Genomic DNA, 18,768 nt, shown 5'->3' with positions numbered 1-18,768 from the left:
TCACTCCTGCCCGTCGGAGGTGTGCCCGTCCCGAGCGAACGGCACGATCAGTTTGACCCGCTGGTCGTGCCGGTCGACCAGCAGCGCCCGGTCGGCGCGGGGCGTGTACGCCAGGTCGTGCACGCCCAGGTGCAGACCCAGGTCGGCGCCGGGCACGTTCAACGCGACCAGGCAGGCGACGTCGTCGCGGTTCTGGGTGCCGCCGAGGTCGTCGGCGAGCCGGCGCAGCCCGCGCCACCAGCCGAGCAGATGCACCCCGTGGCCGGGGCCCTGACGCAGCAGGGTGCGCAGGTCGTCGTGGCCGGAGCGGAAGGTCGACGGATCGCTCTCGGCGAGCAGCCCGGCGGCGGCGTCCATCCCGAAGACCACCAGGTAGGTACGCCCCGACGAGTCGGCGGCCGCGGCGGACCCGGAGGTGCGGCCCGCCGACGTGCTGGCGAGCAGGCCGAGGTTGGCCCGCAGGGCGACGGTGTCGAGGCGCTCGACCAGGTGACCGGCGGCGGCCAGGGCGGCGGCGGTGTCGTCGGCGGCCGGGTCGGCGGCGGCAACCAGGGGGGCGAGCAGGAAGGCCGCCTCGCCCGGGGCGTGCTGCCGGGCCAGGCTCAGCGTCGCGGCGCGCAGCACCTCGGCGCCGACGGCGGAGGTGCCCACCACGGCCAGGTGCCGGCCGGGGGCGGTGTCCATGATGAACAGCGCGCTGGTGCCGTCCACGTCGACCGTCCGGCCGACCAGCGCGAGGGGACGCCGGCCACCCGGACGCAGCCCGGTGAAGGTGGAGTCGTCCTCGACGCGGGCCGTGTCGTACCCCCGGAACACCGACGGCGACCGGGAGCCGGCCGGGCGGGCCTGCCACAGCTCGTGCCGCAGCCGGGTCAGCTCACCGGCGGCGGCGGAGACGTCCGGGAAGCGGATCACGGTGTTCGCGCCGGGCACGCCGGCGGCGGTGTTGACCACGGCCGAGCCGACCGGCAGGGTGGCCGCCGCGTCGTTGAGCTGGTCGAGCACTCCCCCGCCGCCGGGCAGCGCCACCCGCAGCGCGAACTGCCCGAAGACCGCCTCGGCGCGGCCGTAGAGCGCCTCGATGCCCGTCGTGCTCTGGCTGGCCAGCACCAGGTGTACGCCGTACGAGCGGCCCTTGCGGGCCAACTCCTCCAGCAGGTTCACCGATTCACGGGCGATCGGGTCGTTACCGGCGAGCAGCACCTGGAACTCGTCGATCACCGCGACGATGCGCGGCACGGCAGTGTCGGCGGGCAGGTCGGCGAGCTTGGTGACGCCGTGCCGCTTGAGCGCGGTGGCCCGCCGGTTCAGTTCGCGGCGCAGCTCGCGCAGCACGGCCACGCCGTACTCGCGGTCGCTCTCGATCCCGACGGCGCGGGCGTGCGGCAGCCAGGACGGGTCCCGGCCGGTGGGGACGAACTCGGTGAAGCTCACCCCCTCCTTGAAGTCGAGCAGGTAGAGCTGCAACTCGGTCGGCGAGTAGCGGGCGGCCAGCCCGTAGAGGACGTCGAGCAGGAAGACCGTCTTGCCGGCGCCGGTACGCCCACCGACCAGCCAGTGCGGGGTGGCGTCGTCGAAGGCCATGGCAAAGGTGTCCCGCCCGGCCCGACCCACCACGGTCCGCAGCCCGGCACGGGCCGAGCCGGCCCAGCGCTGCCCGGGCAGCAGGTCGGCGAAGTCGACCGTACCGTCGCGCCGCGCGGCCTGCCCGAGGTGTTGGGCGAGGGCGGCGACCGAGGTCGACGGGGGGTCCCCGTCGAGCAGCACCGGCGCGGCGAGACCGCTGCCGTCGGTGCTGAACGGCGCGGCGGGCGGGTCGCCGACGTGGGCGTGGGGGCCGGTCATCCGCAGCATGGTGGTGGCGCCCAGCCGGGGAGCCGGATCGGTGGACGTGCCGGACGGCCAGCCGGCGACCAGGACGCAGACCGCCGCCGCGGGGCCGGCGTGGGTGAGCGCGGCGAGGCGGGCCGCCTCCCGGGGCGGCGGGCTGGCGGTGGCGACGAGCACGAGGAGTTCCTGGTCCGGGCGGTCGGCCTGGTGGGCGGCGCGGGTGTGCCGTTCCGCCGCGTCGAGGGCGGCGGCGACCTCCGCCTCGGTGGTGGCCGGAGCTTCGATGACGCCCGTATCGAGCAGCGGGCGCAGCGGCCCGAAGGTGGCACCGAGGGCGGCGGTGTCCAGCCCGACCACCCGTACGCCGCCGGGCGGGGCGATGGCCAGCAGCCGCAGCACCAGGGCCCGCAGCAGCGCCGCCACCGCCGGCTCGCGGCCGTCGGCGTCGACCGCCAGATGGTGCCCGCCGCCGAGCGGGAGCAGGACGGGGAACCCGCCGCCGGGGGTGACGGCGACGCCGACGCGTACCGGCACCGGCTGACGGGCCAGCGGGGTTCCGGGCACGGGGGTGGCCAGCGCGTCACCCACCCGGGCCAGCCGCGCGATGATCTCGGGGTCGGGGCCCGGGGCGTCCGGGACGCCGGCCGTGCGCAACACGTCGCGGGCCGCGTCGAGGTGTGCCCGGGCCGCGTGGTGAGCGGCAATCGCATGCCCGTACGCCGACGCGAGCCTGCCCAACCTCTGCCCCCCACCGCCGAGCGCCGCCTGGTCCGCACAGAACCCTAACGGACGCCGCGGCAGCGGCACAGTGTCCGAACCCGACGTGTCCGCTCAGCCTGGTCGACGGGTCAGGGTGCGCGCTCGCAGTCGGCCGGGGCCCCTTGTCAACAGAGACTGTTAACAAGGGGCCCCTGCTATACACGAGGCGTTAAAAGGGGGCCCTTCCTTACACCCCTTCCTTACACCGCGAGCGGGTGGGAGGTGGGGTGGACGGGGGCGGGGAGGGTGCCGGGGCCGCCGAGGTAGGTGTGGATCGCGGCGGCGGCGGCCCGGCCCTCGGCGATCGCCCAGACGATCAGCGAGGCGCCCCGGTGCATGTCCCCGGCGACGAAGACCCCGTCGGCGCCGGTCTGCCAGTCGGCCCGGGAGTCGATGGCGCCCCGGGCGTTTCGGGTCAGGCCGAACTGGGCCAGCAGCGGCTGCTCCTCGGTGCCGTCGAAGCCGACCGCCAGCAGCACCAGGTCGGCGGGGAGTTCCCGCTCGGTGCCCGGCACCGGGGTGACGACGCGCCGGCCGTCCCGCTTCTCGACGGTCACCTCGGCGACGCGTACCGCCCGGACCGCACCGGTGCCGTCGTCGACGAACTCCTGCACCGCCACGGCGAACACCCGCTCGCCGCCCTCCTCGTGCGCCGGGTACTCGCGCAGGATCCACGGCCAGGTCGGCCACGGGTCGCGGGCCTCGTCGCGGGCCTGCGACGGTCGCGGGTACAGGTCCAGCTGGTGTACGCCGACCGCGCCCTGCCGGTGGGCCACGCCGAGGCAGTCCGCCGCGGTGTCGCCGCCACCGATGATGACCACGTGTTTGCCGGCCGCGTCGATCGGCGTACCGTCCGGCAGGGTGGCCGGGGCGGGAGGATCCTCGCCGGCCGCCGCGACCACCCGGTTGGCGGCCACCAGGTGCGCCATCGCCTGGTGCACGCCGCGCAACTGCCGGCCGGGCGTGGTCGGCGTGTCCCGGCCCTGGAGGGCGCCGCAGGCGAGCAGCACCGCGTCGTGCTGCTCGCGGAGCTGCTCGGCGGTCACGTCGACGCCGATGTTCACCCCGGTGCGGAAGACGACCCCCTCGGCCAGCAGCTGGGCCAGCCGGGCGTCGATGTGCCGTTTCTCCAGCTTGAAGTCGGGGATGCCGTAGCGCAGCAGGCCGCCGATCGCGTCGTCGCGCTCGTACACCGTCACGGCGTGACCGGCGCGGGCCAGCTGCTGCGCGGCGGCGAGCCCGGCCGGGCCGGAGCCGACCACGGCGACCGACCGGCCGGACGACGCCGACGCCGGACGCGGCGGCAGGCCGCGGGCCACGGCCGCGTCGGCGATCTCCACCTCGACCTGCTTGATGGTCACCGGATCGCCGCCGGCGATGCCGAGTACGCAGGCGGCCTCGCAGGGCGCCGGGCAGAGCCGGCCGGTGAACTCGGGAAAGTTGTTGGTGGCGTGCAGCGTCTCCACGGCCGCGTCCCAGTTGCCGGTGCGGACCAGGTCGTTCCAGTCCGGGATCCGATTCGCCAGTGGGCACCCGGCTGTCTCGCTGTGGCAGAACGGGATGCCGCAGTCCATGCAGCGGGTGGCCTGTTCGCGGATCAGTTCCGCACCGGCCGGCGGGTAGACCTCCCGCCAGTCGCTGATGCGCACCGGCACCGGCCGGCGGGCCGGCAGTCGCCGGCCGTGGCGCAGGAAACCGTTCGGGTCAGGCACGAGCCACCTCCTGAGCGATCGCCCGCGGCGCGGGTGGCACCGGCGGGTCGGCGGGTGGCAGCGGCGCGTCGGCGGGTGGGAGCGGCGCGGAGGCGTCGGCGGGCGCGGGCCGTGCCGCCGGGGCGGGCGGTGCCGCCAGTGCGCTCATCACCGCCTCGTCGACGTCCTGGCCAGCGGCTTCGGCGGCCTGCATGATCTCCAACACCCGGCGGTAGTCGCGGGGTACCACGGCGGTGAACTCCTCCACCGCCTCGGGCCAGCGCTTGAGCAGCGCCTCGGCGACCGCCGAGGCGGTCTCGGCGAAGTGCCGCTGCACCAGCTCGTGCAGCCGGGCCCGCTCCGGCTCGCCGGGTGGGGACAGGTCGACCAGTTCGGTGTTGACCAGCCGCCGGTCGAGGTTCCAGACGAACGCGGTGCCGCCGGACATGCCGGCGGCGAAGTTGCGCCCGCATCCGCCGAGCACCACCACCGTGCCGCCGGTCATGTACTCGCAACCGTGGTCGCCGACCCCCTCGACGACGGCCACCGCGCCGGAGTTGCGCACCGCGAACCGCTCCCCCGCCCGGCCGCGGAGGAAAACCTCGCCGGACGTGGCGCCGTACAGGATGGTGTTGCCGGCGATGATCTGGTCCTCGGCGCGGTGGCCCGGCGCGGCGTCGGCGGCGACGAATGGCGCCGCCGGGTCCGGCCGGACCACCAGCCGCCCGCCCGAGAGCCCCTTGCCGACGTAGTCGTTGGCGTCGCCGTGCAGGCGCAGGGTGACCCCGCGCGGCAGGAACGCGCCGAAGGACTGCCCGGCGGTGCCGCGCAGGGTGAACTCGATGGTGTCGGCGGGCAGCCCGGCGCCGCCGTGCCGGCGGGTCACCGCGCCGCCGAGCATGGCGCCGACGCTGCGGTGCTCGTTGCGGATCGCCACCTCGGCCAGGACCCGGGTGACCGGCGCGTCGTCGGCCGGCTCGCGCAGCGCCGGCTCGGCCAGGGCGATCAGCTCGTTGTCCAGAGCCCGGTCCAGGCCGTGGTCCTGGGCCCGTACGCCCCGACGGGCCGCGCCCTCGGGCAGCTCCGGCAGGTGCAGCACCCGGCGCAGGTCGAGCCCGCCCGCCTTCCAGTGCTCGATCGCCGGGGCGACGTCGAGCAGCTCGGTGCGGCCGATCGCCTCGTCGATGCTGTGCAGGCCCAGCTCGGCCAGGTAGCCGCGGATCTCCTCGGCGAGGAAGAGGAAGAAGTTCTCCACGAACTCCGGCCTGCCGGTGAACCGCTCACGCAGCACCGGGTTCTGGGTGGCGATGCCCACCGGGCAGGTGTCCAGGTGGCAGACGCGCATCATCACGCAACCGGAGACGATCAGCGGGGCGGTTGCGAAGCCGAACTCCTCGGCGCCGAGCAGCGCGGCGACGATCACGTCCCGGCCGGTCTTGAGCTGGCCGTCGACCTGCACGGTGACCCGGTCGCGCAGCCGGTTGAGCAGCAGCGTCTGCTGTGCCTCGGCCAGGCCCAGCTCCCAGGGGGTGCCGGCGTGCTTGAGCGAGTTCAGCGGGGAGGCGCCGGTGCCGCCGTCGTGGCCGGAGATCAGGATGACGTCGGCCTTGAGCTTGGCCACCCCGGCGGCGACGGTGCCGACGCCGACCTCACTGACCAGCTTGACGTGCACCCGGGCCGCCGGATTGACGCACTTGAGGTCGTGCACCAGCTGGGCGAGGTCCTCGATGGAGTAGATGTCGTGGTGCGGCGGCGGCGAGATCAGACCGACGCCCGGGGTGGCGTGCCGGGTCCGAGCGATCCACGGCCACACCTTGTTGCCGGGCAGCTGCCCGCCCTCGCCGGGTTTGGCGCCCTGCGCCATCTTGATCTGGAGATCGTCGGCGTTGACCAGGTATTCACTGGTCACCCCGAACCGGCCACTGGCGATCTGCTTGACGGCGGAGCGGCGGGCCGGGTCGCGCAGGCGCTCGACGTCCTCGCCGCCCTCGCCGGTGTTGGACTTGCCGCCGAGGCGGTTCATCGCGATCGCGAGAGTCTCGTGCGACTCGGCGGAGATCGACCCGTACGACATGGCGCCGGTGGCGAAGCGCTTGACGATCTCGCTGGCCGGCTCGACCTCGTCGATCGGCACCACCGGCAGCTCACCGGTCCGTAGTCGGAACAACCCGCGTAGCGAGCCGCCCCGGGCGGCCAGCTCGTCGACTTTGGAAGTGTAGGTGCGGAACACGTCGTACTGGCGGCTGCGGGTGGCGTGCTGGAGCAGGAAGACCGTCTCCGGGTTGAACAGGTGCAGCTCACCCTCGCGGCGCCACTGGTACTCGCCACCAACCGGCAGCCGGGCGGGCGGGTCGGCGCCCGCCGGCCAGGCCAGCTCGCACCGCGCGGCGATCTCGGTGTGGATCTCGTCGAGCCCGACGCCGCTGATGGTGCTCGGCGTGCCCCGGAAATACCGCTCGACCAGTCGGGCGTCCAACCCGACCGCCTCGAAGACCTGCGCGCCGCAGTACGACGACACGGTGGAGATGCCCATCTTGGACATGATCTTCAGGACACCCTTGCCGAGCGCCTTGACGTAGTTGCGGACCGCTCGCTCCGGCTCGACGCCGGTCAACGACCCGGTGGCGATCATGTCCTCCACCGACTCGAAGGCGAGATAGGGGTTGACCGCCGCCGCACCGTAGCCGATCAGCACCGCCGCGTGGTGCACCTCGCGGCAGTCGCCGGACTCGACGATCAGCGCGACCTGGGTGCGGGTCTGCTCGCGGACCAGGTGCTGGTGCACCGCCGCGGTGAGCAGCAGCGACGGGATCGGGGCGAGGTCGGCGTTGGAGTCCCGGTCGGAGAGGACCAGAATCCGTACGCCGTCCTCGATCGCCTCGGAGACGTGCCGGCAGATCTCAGTCAGCCGGGCCTTGATCCCGGCGCCGCCGTCCCGGATCCGGTAGAGCCCGGAGACCCGGACCGCCGTGAACCCGGGCAGGTCACCGTCCTCGTCGATGGAGAGGATCTTGGCCAGCTCGTCGTTGTCGATCACCGGGTGGGGCAGCACGATCTGCCGGCAGCTGGCCGGGCCGGGGTCGAGCAGGTTGCCCTCCGGGCCGATGGTCGAGGCCAGGCTGGTCACCAGCTCCTCCCGGATGGCGTCCAGCGGCGGGTTGGTGACCTGGGCGAAGAGCTGGTGGAAGTAGTCGTAGAGCAACCGCGGCCGGGTGGACAGCGGGGCGATCGGGGTGTCGGTGCCCATCGACCCGATCGGTTCCGCGCCGGTACCGGCCATCGGCGCGAGCAGGATCTTCAGCTCCTCCTCGGTGTAGCCGAAGGTCAGCTGGCGGCGGCGGACCGAGTCGTGGGTGTAGACGACGTGCTCGCGGGCCGGCAGGTCGTCCAGCTCGATCAGGCCGGCGTGCAGCCAGTCGGCGTACGGCTCGGCGGCGGCCAGCTCGGTCTTGATCTCGTCGTCGTGCACGATCCGGCCGGTCGCGGTGTCGACCAGGAACATCTTGCCGGGCTGGAGTCGGCCCTTGGCGACCACCGTCGCCGGGTCGAGGTCGAGCACGCCCGCCTCGCTGCCCAGCACCACCAGGCCGTCGGCGGTCTGCCACCAGCGGCCCGGCCGCAGGCCGTTGCGGTCGAGCACCGCGCCGACGATCTCGCCGTCGGTGAAGGCGACCGAGGCGGGGCCGTCCCAGGGCTCCATCAGGCTGGCGTGGAACCGGTAGAAGGACGCCCGGCCCGGGTCCATGTCCGGGTCGTTCTCCCACGCCTCGGGGATCATCATCAGCACCGCGTGCGGCAGGCTGCGGCCGGCCAGATGCAGCAGCTCCAGGACCTCGTCGAAGTTGGCCGAGTCGGAGACGGCCGGGGTGCAGACCGGGAAGATCCGGCGGATGTTGCCGGGCAGGTGTCCGCCGGCGGCCGGCAGCGCAGCGGTGAGCATCGACTCTCTCGCCTGCATCCAGTTCCGGTTGCCCCGGATGGTGTTGATCTCGCCATTGTGGGCGATGAACCGGTACGGGTGCGCCAGCGGCCAGGACGGGAAGGTGTTGGTGGAGAACCGGGAGTGCACCAACGCGATGGCGCTCTCCACCCGCTCGTCGGTCAGGTCGGGGAAGAAGGCGGGCAGCTGGTCCGGGGTAAGCATGCCCTTGTAGACCATGGTCCGCCCGGACAGCGAGGGGAAGTACGCCGGCACGCCGCGCTCGGCGGACTCCCGCTCGGCCTGCTTGCGTACGCAGAAGGCGACCCGCTCCAGCTCGATGCCGCGCAGCGGGGCGCCGGCCGGGCCGGCGGCGGTGTCGGTGAGCCGGTGCGCGGCGAGGAAGAGCTGCCGCACCCGGGGCATCACGGCCAGCGCCGTCGCGCCGAGGTCGGTCGGGTCGACCGGGACGTCCCGCCAGCCGAGCAGGTCCGCGCCCTCGACCAGGGCGTACTTCTCGACCACCTGCCGGGCACGGGCCTCGGCCGCGTCGTCGTCGGGAAGGAAGACCAGGCCGGTGGCGTACTCGCCGGGCGGGGGCAGCGGGAAGTCCACCACCGCGCGTAGGAACGCGTCCGGCACCTGGATCATGATGCCCGCGCCGTCACCGGTGTTCGGTTCGGCGCCCCGGGCACCACGGTGGTCCAGCCGGCGAAGCGCGCCGAGGCCGCTCGCGACCACCGTGTGGGAGCGTCTGCCGTGCAGGTCGGCCACAAAGGCCACTCCGCACGCGTCGTGTTCGTGGGCGCCGTCGTAGAGGCCGGCCGGGGATGTTGGTTGGCCTGATCCGGATGCCGGATGAAGGCGGTGTGCATACGCAGCAAAGGCCACCGGGCCTCCTGTCGTCACTCAAGTTCATTCATTGGGTGGGACGACGCTGGCCCTTGATTGGTCTATTTGATTCTACGTCAGGGCCCATTTGGCAAGGCCCGGACAGATTGATCACACCATCCATATTTCGGGACGCCACTCCCGTGCCCTGGACTCCCCGCCGGCAATTTCCGCTGGCTGTTATCGGCGATGGTCCTAGCTGGACGCGGAGGGCGGGCGCCACTGGGTGGCCATGGTGGCGGCGCTACCCAGGAGGCGAGGGGTGATGGTGCCGAGGGCGGCGTCACGGGCACGCAACGCCAGCCGGCCCCGGGTCCGCAGCACGGCCGACATCCGGCGGGTCTGCCGGACCACGGCCGCCGCGCGGGGCCGCCGCACCCGGTCGTACGCCATCACCGCGTCGGGCAGCGTCGACTCGCGCAGCAGCGCGGCGAGCGTCGCGGCGTCCTCGAAGGCGAGGCAGGTGCCCTGCCCGAGGTGCGGGGGCATGGCGTGGGCGGCGTCGCCGAGCAGCACCACCGCACCCGGGCCGAGCGGAAAGCCGTACGCCCGGGGCAGCGGACGCAGTTCCCGGATCTCCTGCTGCACCAGGTCGGCCGGGTCGGTGGCGGCCAGCAACTCGTCGACGGGTGCGGGCCAGCCGGCGTACCAGCGGCGCAGCAGCGTCAACTGCGTCTCGGGCGGCTCGGGTCGGGGCGCACCGGCCGCGGTGGCCATCCAGTGGATGCCGCCCCGGCTGGACCCGCCGGACGCGCCCCGATCGCCGAGCGAGGCGGCCACGAACCGGTAGCCGGCGCCGAGGATCTCCCCACCGACGGGCCCGGACAGACTCGGTGCCCGGTACCAGGGGATCACCGCCCGCCAGGCGGCGCACCCGGAACTGACCAGGCTCGCCTCGGGGGCGAGCTGCCGACGGATCACGCTGTCGGCGCCGTCGGCCGCGACGATCAGGTCCGCCTCGAAGGTGTGTCGGCCGTCGCCGACCGCCGGGCGCGCGCCCGGCGCTGCGCGTACCGTCCGCACCGTCACCCCGGTACGCAGCTCGACCCGGTCGCCCAGGCCCGCGATCAGCGCGTCGTGCAGGTCCTCCCGGTGCACCACGACCGGAAGCCGCTCGACCGGGGACTGCCGCGGCTGCACCAGCCACTGCCCGTCGGGGCGCCGGACACCGCCGTCGGGCAGCGGCGTGGCGATCGCGTCCAGGCCGGCACCGAGATTCAGGGTGCGCAGGGCGCGGACCCCGTTGGGCCAGAGCGCCACCGCCGTCGGCTCGGGGCGGATCCGGTCGGCTCGCTCCAGGAGGGTGACCTGCCAGCCGGATCGGGCCAGCGCACCGGCGACCGCCAGGCCACCGGGGCCACCGCCGACCACCACCGCGGTCCGCATAGCGCCCCCTCGTTCAGCTGTCGCGATCGGTGGGCCGGCCCGGCGTGGACTCCACCGCGTCGGCGGCTGCGCCGGTCGGCTCGGCGTCGTTCCCGGCGACCGCGTCACCCCGCGCTTCGGAGCCGGCTGCGGTGCCGGACTCGTGGTCGGTGCCGGACCCGTCGTGGGCGACGACCTCGGGCGGCGCCTCGCCGGTGCTGCGCCAGTGCCGGAACTGCTCCTCGCTGACCACCCGGTAGCCCTCCGGGGCGGCCGGCTCGGCGGCGGCCCGCCGGGCCGACAGGTCCAGCTGGGAGACGTCGGAGGTGGCCTCCGGCGTGGTGGCGGCCGGCACGCCGATCGGGATCAGGTACTCGCGCGGCCCACGGACCCGCAGGAAGTAGATCAACGCGCCGAGGAACACCAGCGCCGCGGTCCAGACATTGAGGCGTACGCCGAGGATGGTGTTGGCCTCGTCGGTGCGCATCATCTCGATCCAGAACCGGCCCGCGGTGTAGCCCATCACGTAGAGCGCGAAGGCCCGGCCACGGCCGAGTCGCAGCTTGCGGTCGAGGAAGAACACCAGCGCCGCGACCCCGACGTTCCACAGCGCCTCGTAGGCGAAGGTCGGGTGATAGAGCCCCTCCTCCAGGATCGGCCGGCCCGCCTCGTCGCGCAGCGCCTGCCCGCCGTCCATCCGGTGGATCTCCAGCCCCCAGGGCAGGTCGGTCCGGCCGCCGTAGAGCTCGTTGTTGAACCAGTTGCCGAGCCGCCCGATCGCCTGCGCCAGTGGCAGACCCGGTGCCAGCGCGTCGGCGACCACCGCGAACGGGATGCCGAGTTGTCGGGCGGCGAGCCAGGCGCCGAGCGCACCCCCGGCGACCGCACCCCAGATCCCCAACCCACCCTCGTGGATGAAGAAGACCTTGATCGGATCACCGCCGGTGCCGAAGTAGGCCGCCGGTGAGGTGATCACGTGGTAGATCCGGGCGCCGATGATGCCGGCCGGCACCGCCCACAGGGCGATGTCCAGCACGGTGCCAGGGGCCACGCCACGTTGGCGCAGTCGCCGTTCGGTGACCCAGCAGGCCACCACGATGCCGGCGAGGATGCACAGGGCGTACGCCCGGAGCGGAATCGGGCCGAGTTGCCACACGGCGGTGCTCGGGCTGGGGATGGCGGCCAGGTAGGTCGGCGAGGCGAGACTCACGGATGCAAAGGCTACCGCTGTCACCCCCTCAAACGTCACCCCGGTCCGCTGGCCCTTCCCACACCACCCCGCACCCGTCCCCGCGATCTTGCACTTTTCGCCCCCGCATTCACGGACAATCCCGGCATAGAGGCGACACAAAGTCCATGATCGGCGCGGGGTCAGGGCGTGGGGTTGCGCACGCCCTCAGCCAGCTCGGCGCTGACCGCCCGCAGGGCGGAGAGACCGGATTCCTGGTCGGGGGCGTCGAGCAGGCAGCGGATCAGCGCGCTGCCGACGATCACCGCGTCGGCGTACCCGGCGACGGCAGCGGCCTGCGCACCGGTGCCCACGCCCAGCCCGACGCCGACCGGCAGGTCGGTGACCGCCCGGACCCGGGACACCAGCACCGGCGCCGCCTGCGAGATCTGCGCACGCGCGCCGGTCACCCCCATCAGCGCGGTGGCGTAGACGAAGCCACGGCAGTGCGCGACCGTCATCGCCAGCCGCTCGTCGGTGGAGGAGGGCGCCACCAGGAAGGTGCGGTCCAGCCCGTACGCGTCCGACGCGGCCAGCCACTCGTCGGCCTCGTCGGGAATCAGATCCGGGGTGACCATTCCGGTGCCCCCGGCCGCCGCGAGGTCCCGGGCGAACGCGTCCACGCCGTACTGCTCGATCGGGTTCCAGTAGGTCATCGCGGCCACCGGCGCGCCGGTGGCCGCGACCTCCTCGACGATCCGCAGCGCGTCCCGGGTGCGTACGCCACCGGCCAGGGCAATGCCACTGGCCCGCTGGATCACCGGACCGTCCATCACCGGATCGGAGTAGGGGATCTCCAACTCGATCACGTCGACGCCCGCGGCGATCATCGTCTTCATCGCCGCGATGCTGCCCTCGACGGTGGGGAAGCCGGCCGGCATGCAGCCGACCAGCAGCGCGCGTCCGTCCGCCCGGGCCTTGTCGAAGACGACCCCGATCCGACTGCGCTCGCTCATGGCCCTTACTCCTTGTCGAGGATGCCGAAGTACTCGCCGGCGGTGTGCACGTCCTTGTCGCCCCGGCCGGAGAGGTTGACCACGATGGTGGGCTGCCGGCCCAGCTCGGCGGCGAGTTCTCCGGCGACGGCCAGGGTGCCGGCGAGGGCGTGCGCGCTCTCGATCGCGGGAATGATCCCCTCGGTGCGGCACAGCAGCTCGAACGCCGCCATCGCCTCGGCGTCGGTGACCGGCCGGTAGCTGGCCCGGCCGGTGTCGTGCAGCCAGGCGTGCTCCGGCCCCACCCCCGGGTAGTCCAACCCGGCGGAGATCGAATGCGACTCCTGCGTCTGGCCGTCGGCGTCCTGGAGCACGTAGGTGCGGGTGCCGTGCAGCACGCCGGCGGAGCCGCCGGTGATGCTGGCCGCGTGCCGACCGGTGGCCACGCCCTCGCCGCCCGCCTCGAAGCCGTAGAGCCGCACCTGCGGGTCGTCGGTGAAGGCGTGGAAGATGCCCAGCGCGTTCGAACCACCGCCGACACAGGCGGTGATCGCGTCCGGCAGCGCGCCGGTCAGCTCCAGGCACTGCGCCCGCGCCTCGTCGCCGATGCCCCGGACGAAGTCGCGCACCAGCCTCGGGAACGGGTCCGGGCCGGCGGCCGTGCCGATCAGGTAGTGGGTGTCGTCGACGTTGGCGACCCAGTCCCGCATCGCCTCGTTCATCGCGTCCTTGAGCGTGCGCGAGCCGTTCGTCACCGGTACGACCGTGGCGCCGAGCATCCGCATCCGGGCCACGTTCAGCGCCTGCCGCTCGGTGTCCACCTGCCCCATGTAGACCACGCAGTCCAGGTCGAACAGGGCGGCGGCGGTGGCGGTCGCGACGCCGTGCTGACCCGCGCCGGTCTCGGCGATCACCCGCTTCTTGCCCATCCGCCGGGTCAGCAGCGCCTGGCCGAGCACGTTGCGCACCTTGTGCGCGCCGGTGTGGTTGAGGTCCTCCCGCTTGAGCAGCACCCGGGCACCGGCCCGCGCGGAGAACCGGTGGGCCTCGTACAGCAGCGACGGGGTGCCCGCGTAGTCGCGCAGCAGGGCGTCGAACTCGGCCCGGAACTGCTCGTCGGCCATTGCCGCGCGGTGCGCGGCGCCCAACTCGTCGAGGGCGGCGACCAGTGCCTCCGGCACGAAGCGACCGCCGAAGCGGCCGAAGTGACCGGCCGCGTCGGGAAACTGCGCCGCCGGGGCGGCCAGCGCGTCAGCGCTCATGCCGGATCCTCTCCTTCGAACGAAGCCGGCGCGGGTCAGCGCACCGGGCGGGGCGTCGCGGGGTGATTGCCGGCGTTGACCAGCTCGGCCACCGCCTCGCGGGGGCTCTTCTGGGTGACCAGGCCCTCGCCGACCAGCACCGCGTCGGCGCCGGCCGAGGCGTACCGGATGAGGTCGTGCGGGCCGCGTACGCCGGACTCGGCGATCTTGACGATGCTGCTCGGCAGGCCGGGCGCGATCCGCTCGAACGCGGACCGGTCGACCTCGAGGGTACGCAGGTCGCGGGCGTTGACCCCGATCACCTGCGCGCCGGCCTCCAGGGCCCGGTCGGCCTCCTCCTCGTCGTGCACCTCGACCAGCGCGGTCATGCCCAGCGACTCGATCCGCTCGAGCAGGCCGACCAACGCGTTCTGCTCCAACGCGGCCACGATCAGCAGCACCAGGTCGGCGCCGTACGCGCGGGCCTCGTGCACCTGGTAGCTGGAGACCACGAAGTCCTTGCGTAGCACCGGGATCTTCACCGCGGCCCGCACGGCCGCGAGATCGTCCAGCGATCCGCCGAACCAGCGCCCCTCGGTGAGCACGCTGATCGCGCGGGCACCGCCGGCGGCGTACCCACCGGCCAACTCCGCCGGGTCGGCGATCTCGGCCAACTTGCCCTTCGACGGCGAGGCGCGCTTCACCTCCGCGATGACGGCGACGCCCGGCCGACGCAGTGCCGCGTAGGCGTCCAGCGGCGGTGGCGCGGCGGCGGCCAGTTCGCGGATCCGCTCCAGCGGAACCTGCTCCTGCCGGCGGGCCACGTCCGCCCGGACACCGGTCAGGATCTCGTCGAGCACGCCGAGGGACGCCGTACCGGCCTTGTCCCCCTCCGCGTGCGGATGCTCAGCAGTCACCAGCGGACTCCCCTCTCCGGGTGTCATGGGCCGATGCTAGGGGGCTCTACCTGGCACCGGGTGGCGGGGGTATGGCGCTCCTCACCAAATGGGCTGCGGCATAATGGCCGACTTGCGCGAACATCCTGTGACTCTACGTCACCGCGCCATCGACAGTCGCCCATGTCGGGCCTGCCCCGCGCCCGCCCGACCGCAACATCATGATCGACGTCGATGCTGTGAGCAAGGTCAAGGACGAAGGGCCCTGTGCCTGCTCGGATGGCGTACCGCAGTGTTGATGAGGCGGTCATCACCAGGAAACCCGAGTCGGCCAGCATTCTTCTCGGGCAAACTCAACGAGCGCCTGCCCCACCACCACGCCGATCTCCTCCGGGGTGACCATGAACTCCTCCGCGCCGCAGCAGACCATCGGACTCACCACGATCTCGCGTACCGTCGTGTCGCTCGCCGCCGGTGTCGTACACACCCTGGAGCGCGCCGTGGTCGGGCCGGGCCGGATGCGGACCGCGCAGGGCAACGCCTGGGAGGCCATCTGCGCCGACCGGGCCCGCGCCGACCGGCGGGCCGCCCTGGACCGGTTGGTGGCCGAACTCGCCGCGGCCCGGGCCCGCGACCGGCAGCCGGTCAGCTGACCGTCGGATCCTCGCCCCGGTCCAGCGCGTCCCACGCGTCGACCGTGCCCTGCCCGCCGATCGGACCACCCGCCGCCGGCCGGTTCGAAGACCGCTCGTAGCGGGCGCCCATCGCCGGCCACCGGTGGCCACGCAGCGCGGTCAGCAGCCCGCCGGCCGCCGCCAGCAGCCCGCCGAGCAGGCAGAGCGCCGGCCACCGCCAGTCGATCCGACCACCGAAGTCGGCGAGGAGCCCGTAACCCCCGCCGGCCACCAGCGTCAGGCCGAGCAGCGCGAGCAGCCCGCCCAGCACCCGGCGCAGCCAGCCCCGGGTGGCCAGCACCGCGCCCCCGCCGGCCAGCCCGACCAGCGCCAGCGCCCACAGCCAGGGCAGCAACTGCCGCCCGGTCCGCCCCTCGGTCACCAACGGCATCGGATCCTGGCGGACGATCTCGTCCGTCTCCCAGGCGAACGTCGCGGCCCAGGCGGCCAGGCCCGCCCCGGCCAGGCAGAGCAGCACGGCGTACGCCAACTCGCGCCGGCCCACGGCGTTCCTCGCGCTCACCGGAGCCGTCCTTCGTTCGCGACTGCGGGACTCCGCTGCGCTACGTTCCTCGCGCTCACCGGGCCGGCCTCAGGGTTTCGGCGGCGGCGATGGCCGCCAGCACCGCGGCGGCCTTGTTCCGGGTCTCCTGGTCCTCCGCGGCCGGATCGGAGTCGGCCACCACGCCCGCACCGGCCTGCACGTAGGCCCGTCCGGACCGGATCAGCGCGGTGCGGATCGCGATGGCCATGTCGAGATCGCCGCCGAAGCCGAAGTAACCGACCGTGCCGCCGTACAGGCCGCGGCGTACCGGTTCCAACTCCTCGATGATCTCCATGGCCCGTACCTTCGGGGCGCCGGAGAGGGTGCCCGCGGGGAACGTCGCGGCGAGCGCGTCGAAGGCGGTGCGGTCCGCGTGGAGCGTGCCGACCACCGTCGAGACGATGTGCATGACATGGCTGTACCGCTCGATGGTGGCGAACTCCGGCACCTCGACGGTGCCCGGCCGGCAGACCCGGCCCAGGTCGTTGCGGCCCAGGTCGACCAGCATCACGTGCTCGGCCCGCTCCTTCGGGTCCGCCAGCAGTTCGGCGGCGAGTCGGGCGTCGGCCTCGGGCGTCGCGCCGCGCGGCCGGGTGCCGGCGATCGGGTGCAGCAGCGCCCGCCGCTCGCCGTCGGCCTCGCCGGTCACCTTCAGGTGCGCCTCCGGCGACGAGCCGACGATGTCGAAACCGTCGAAGCGCAGCAGGTACATGTAAGGGCTGGGATTGGTGGTGCGCAGCACCCGGTAGACGTCCAGCGGGTCGGCGTCGGTGTCGCGTTCAAAGCGCTGCGCGAGCACGATCTGGAAGCACTCGCCGGCCCGGATCGCCTCCTTGGCCGCCTCGACCGCCTTCGGATAGCCGCCGTCGGGAGTACGGCTGCGTACCACACCGGGCGGCGTCCGACGGACCGTGGCGACCATCGGCGGGATGGGCCGCGACAGCGCGGTGGTCATCGCGTCGAGCCGGCCCACCGCGTGGTGGTAGGCGGCGGCGACCAGCGCCTCGCGACCCGGCTCGTCCGGCGGCGGCAGGACGGCGTTGGCGATCAGGATCGCCGAGCCGTCGAAGTGGTCCAGCACCACCAGGTCGGTGGCGAGCAGCATGCCCAGCTCGGGCAGGCGCAGGTCGTCCTCGGTGAGCGTGGGCAACCGCTCGAAGCGGCGGATCAGGTCGTAGCCGAGGTAACCGACCATGCCCCCGGTCAGCGGGGGCAGCCCGGAGTCCGGGTCGCCGGGCGGGCCGGCCAGCGCCGCCACCGTCTCCCGCAGCACCCGGACCGGGTCGCCGGTGGTCGGCAGCCCGGCCGGCGGCGTACCGAGCCAGGCGGCGGCGCCGTCCCGCTCGATCAGGGTGGCGCTGCTGCGTACGCCGACGAAGGAGTACCGCGACCAGGACAGCCCCGAGGAGCCCACCCCCTGCTCGGCCGACTCCAGCAGAAACGTCCCGGGGCCGCCGGCCAGCTTGCGGTACACCCCGACCGGGGTCTCCGCGTCGGCGAGCAGCCGCCGCGTCACCGGCACCACCCGCCAGCGGGCGGCGAGTTCGGTGAAGGTCGCCAGGTCCGGATTCACCACGCCGTCGCTCACGCCGACACTCCGCTGCGCTCCCTGCCGCCGCGCACGGTTCGCCCGCTCACGACGTCACCTCCCCTGAGGCCACCGGAAGTTGGGTGAAGAAGCAGCTGCGGTGCCCGGTGTGGCAGGCCGCACCCACCTGGTCGACGCTGACCAGCACGGCGTCGCCGTCGCAGTCGAGCGCCACCGAGCGGACGTACTGGTGGTGACCGGAGGTGGCGCCCTTGACCCAGTACTCGCGCCGGCTGCGCGACCAGTAGGTGGCCCGGCCGGTGGTCAGGGTGCGGTGCAGGGCCTCGTCGTCCATCCAGGCCACCATCAGCACCTCGCCGCTGTCGTGCTGACGGACCACGGCGGCCACCAGGCCATCGGGGGTACGCCGCAGCCGGGCGGCGATCGCCGGATCGAGCCGGGACGGCCGGTCACCGCCGCCGGGCGGTTCCGGCGCTTCGAGGTGGGCGCCGGTCACCGGCGCGTCAGGTGCGGACACAGTGAGCCATTGTCCCGTACGCGGGGCGGGCACCCCAGCGGGCTCCCGGCTGGCGGACAGCGGCGCGCCGACCGGCCGGGCCAACTGCGTGAGGTAGCGGTCCAGTCGGCCGTCGAGCAGGGCGTCGGCGAGATCCGGGCCGGCCGCCTCGGCCACCTCGGCGGCGTACGGGCGGATCAGCGGGATGGTGCCGGCCACCAGCCGGGCCGCCGCCGCCCACAACTCGCCGATCGAGCCGGGCCGGATCCCGAGGCAGCGCAACATGTCCTCGCGGTAGCCGGCCGGCGCGACCGGCAGGTCGAGCGCGGCCGCGAACGCCGACCGGCGGGACACCACCCGGACGCCGGGGTTCGCCAGCCGCAGTACCGACGGGCAGAGCCGGGCCAGGTCGGCGGCGGCCAGTCGGGCACCGAGCGAGTCGTCGGCGTCGCGGGCCGACGCCACCTTGCCGAGGGTGGCGATCAGCTCCTCCAGCCGTGGCTCGTCCGCCGGCTGACAGAGCACCGGCAGGTCGATCCGGTCGCGCCAGCACGGGTCCGCCCAGAGCAGTCGGGCGGGAGCCGCCACGGGCAGGCCGAACGCCCAGTCGGCCGGTTCGCCCAGCCGGGTCACCCAGGAGCGGACGTCCCGGGCGGCCACCGAGACGTGGGTCAGCCGGCCGGAGTGCTCCGCGAGGTACGCCCGGCGGGCCGCGTACGGTGCCCCGCCGACCAGGACGTCGACGTCGAC

The 18,768-nt window shown here is 73.8% G+C and carries 12 protein-coding genes and 1 pseudogene; 1 reads left to right on the top strand and 12 read right to left on the bottom strand.

The annotated features are described in order from the left end of the window. The 8 genes from IEY61_RS12120 to trpC form a co-directional block, all read right to left on the bottom strand. The gene (locus IEY61_RS12120; protein WP_189043581.1) at positions 1 to 2,568 is read right to left on the bottom strand and encodes an FtsK/SpoIIIE domain-containing protein; all 2,568 of its coding nucleotides are present in this window, start codon (positions 2,566 to 2,568) and stop codon (positions 1 to 3) included. A 221-nt stretch (positions 2,569 to 2,789) separates the two neighbouring features. After that, a complete protein-coding gene (locus tag IEY61_RS12115) occupies positions 2,790 to 4,301 on the bottom strand; it encodes a glutamate synthase subunit beta (protein ID WP_189043579.1) in 1,512 nt (503 codons plus the stop codon). Next, entirely contained in the window at positions 4,294 to 9,090 is a 4,797-nt protein-coding gene (gene gltB / locus IEY61_RS12110; RefSeq protein WP_189043577.1) for a glutamate synthase large subunit, read from the bottom strand. Before gltB ends, IEY61_RS12115 begins: the two co-directional genes overlap by 8 nt. Before the next feature lie 195 nt (positions 9,091 to 9,285). Next, the gene (locus IEY61_RS12105; protein ID WP_189043575.1) at positions 9,286 to 10,476 is read right to left on the bottom strand and encodes an FAD-dependent oxidoreductase; all 1,191 of its coding nucleotides are present in this window, start codon (positions 10,474 to 10,476) and stop codon (positions 9,286 to 9,288) included. Positions 10,477 to 10,489: 13 nt separating this feature from the next. Continuing rightward, on the bottom strand, positions 10,490 to 11,665 hold the full coding sequence (gene lgt / locus IEY61_RS12100) for a prolipoprotein diacylglyceryl transferase (protein WP_189043573.1): 1,176 nt from the start codon (positions 11,663 to 11,665) through the stop codon (positions 10,490 to 10,492). 161 nt (positions 11,666 to 11,826) lie between these two features. Next, positions 11,827 to 12,639 (bottom strand): tryptophan synthase subunit alpha, encoded by an 813-nt coding sequence (trpA, locus tag IEY61_RS12095; RefSeq protein WP_189043571.1) that lies wholly within the window; start codon positions 12,637 to 12,639, stop codon positions 11,827 to 11,829. Between the two features lie 5 nt (positions 12,640 to 12,644). Beyond that, entirely contained in the window at positions 12,645 to 13,880 is a 1,236-nt protein-coding gene (trpB, locus tag IEY61_RS12090; protein ID WP_189043570.1) for a tryptophan synthase subunit beta, read from the bottom strand. Positions 13,881 to 13,915: 35 nt separating this feature from the next. Further along, complete coding sequence (gene trpC / locus IEY61_RS12085; protein ID WP_189043715.1) at positions 13,916 to 14,719, bottom strand: indole-3-glycerol phosphate synthase TrpC; 804 nt, start codon at positions 14,717 to 14,719, stop codon at positions 13,916 to 13,918. Positions 14,720 to 15,156: 437 nt separating this feature from the next. Here trpC and IEY61_RS12080 point away from each other — a divergent pair, with 437 nt between their 5' ends. Continuing rightward, a complete protein-coding gene (locus tag IEY61_RS12080) occupies positions 15,157 to 15,408 on the top strand; it encodes a hypothetical protein (protein ID WP_189043712.1) in 252 nt (83 codons plus the stop codon). On the opposite strand, the gene IEY61_RS12075 is transcribed toward IEY61_RS12080, so the two are convergent. From IEY61_RS12075 to IEY61_RS31135, 4 genes and pseudogenes are all read right to left on the bottom strand, one after another. Next, entirely contained in the window at positions 15,401 to 15,952 is a 552-nt protein-coding gene (locus tag IEY61_RS12075; RefSeq protein WP_189043568.1) for a Trp biosynthesis-associated membrane protein, read from the bottom strand. The two genes, IEY61_RS12080 and IEY61_RS12075, sit on opposite strands and share 8 nt — an antisense overlap. 55 nt (positions 15,953 to 16,007) lie before the next feature. Continuing rightward, entirely contained in the window at positions 16,008 to 17,561 is a 1,554-nt protein-coding gene (locus IEY61_RS12070) for an anthranilate synthase component I (RefSeq protein ID WP_189043566.1), read from the bottom strand. Positions 17,562 to 17,607: 46 nt separating this feature from the next. Next, the gene (gene hisI / locus IEY61_RS31140) at positions 17,608 to 18,039 is read right to left on the bottom strand and encodes a phosphoribosyl-AMP cyclohydrolase (RefSeq protein ID WP_229705850.1); all 432 of its coding nucleotides are present in this window, start codon (positions 18,037 to 18,039) and stop codon (positions 17,608 to 17,610) included. A gap of 186 nt (positions 18,040 to 18,225) precedes the next feature. Further along, a pseudogene (locus IEY61_RS31135) lies at positions 18,226 to 18,543 on the bottom strand (phosphoribosyl-AMP cyclohydrolase); the annotation flags it as partial. Positions 18,544 to 18,768 lie beyond the last annotated feature (225 nt).

The sequence above is a fragment of the Micromonospora sonchi genome (genome assembly GCF_014646235.1).
Lineage (GTDB): Bacteria > Actinomycetota > Actinomycetes > Mycobacteriales > Micromonosporaceae > Micromonospora > Micromonospora sonchi.
The sequence above is the reverse complement of the archived record's forward strand: the minus strand, read 5'-3'. Positions and strand labels throughout refer to the sequence as shown.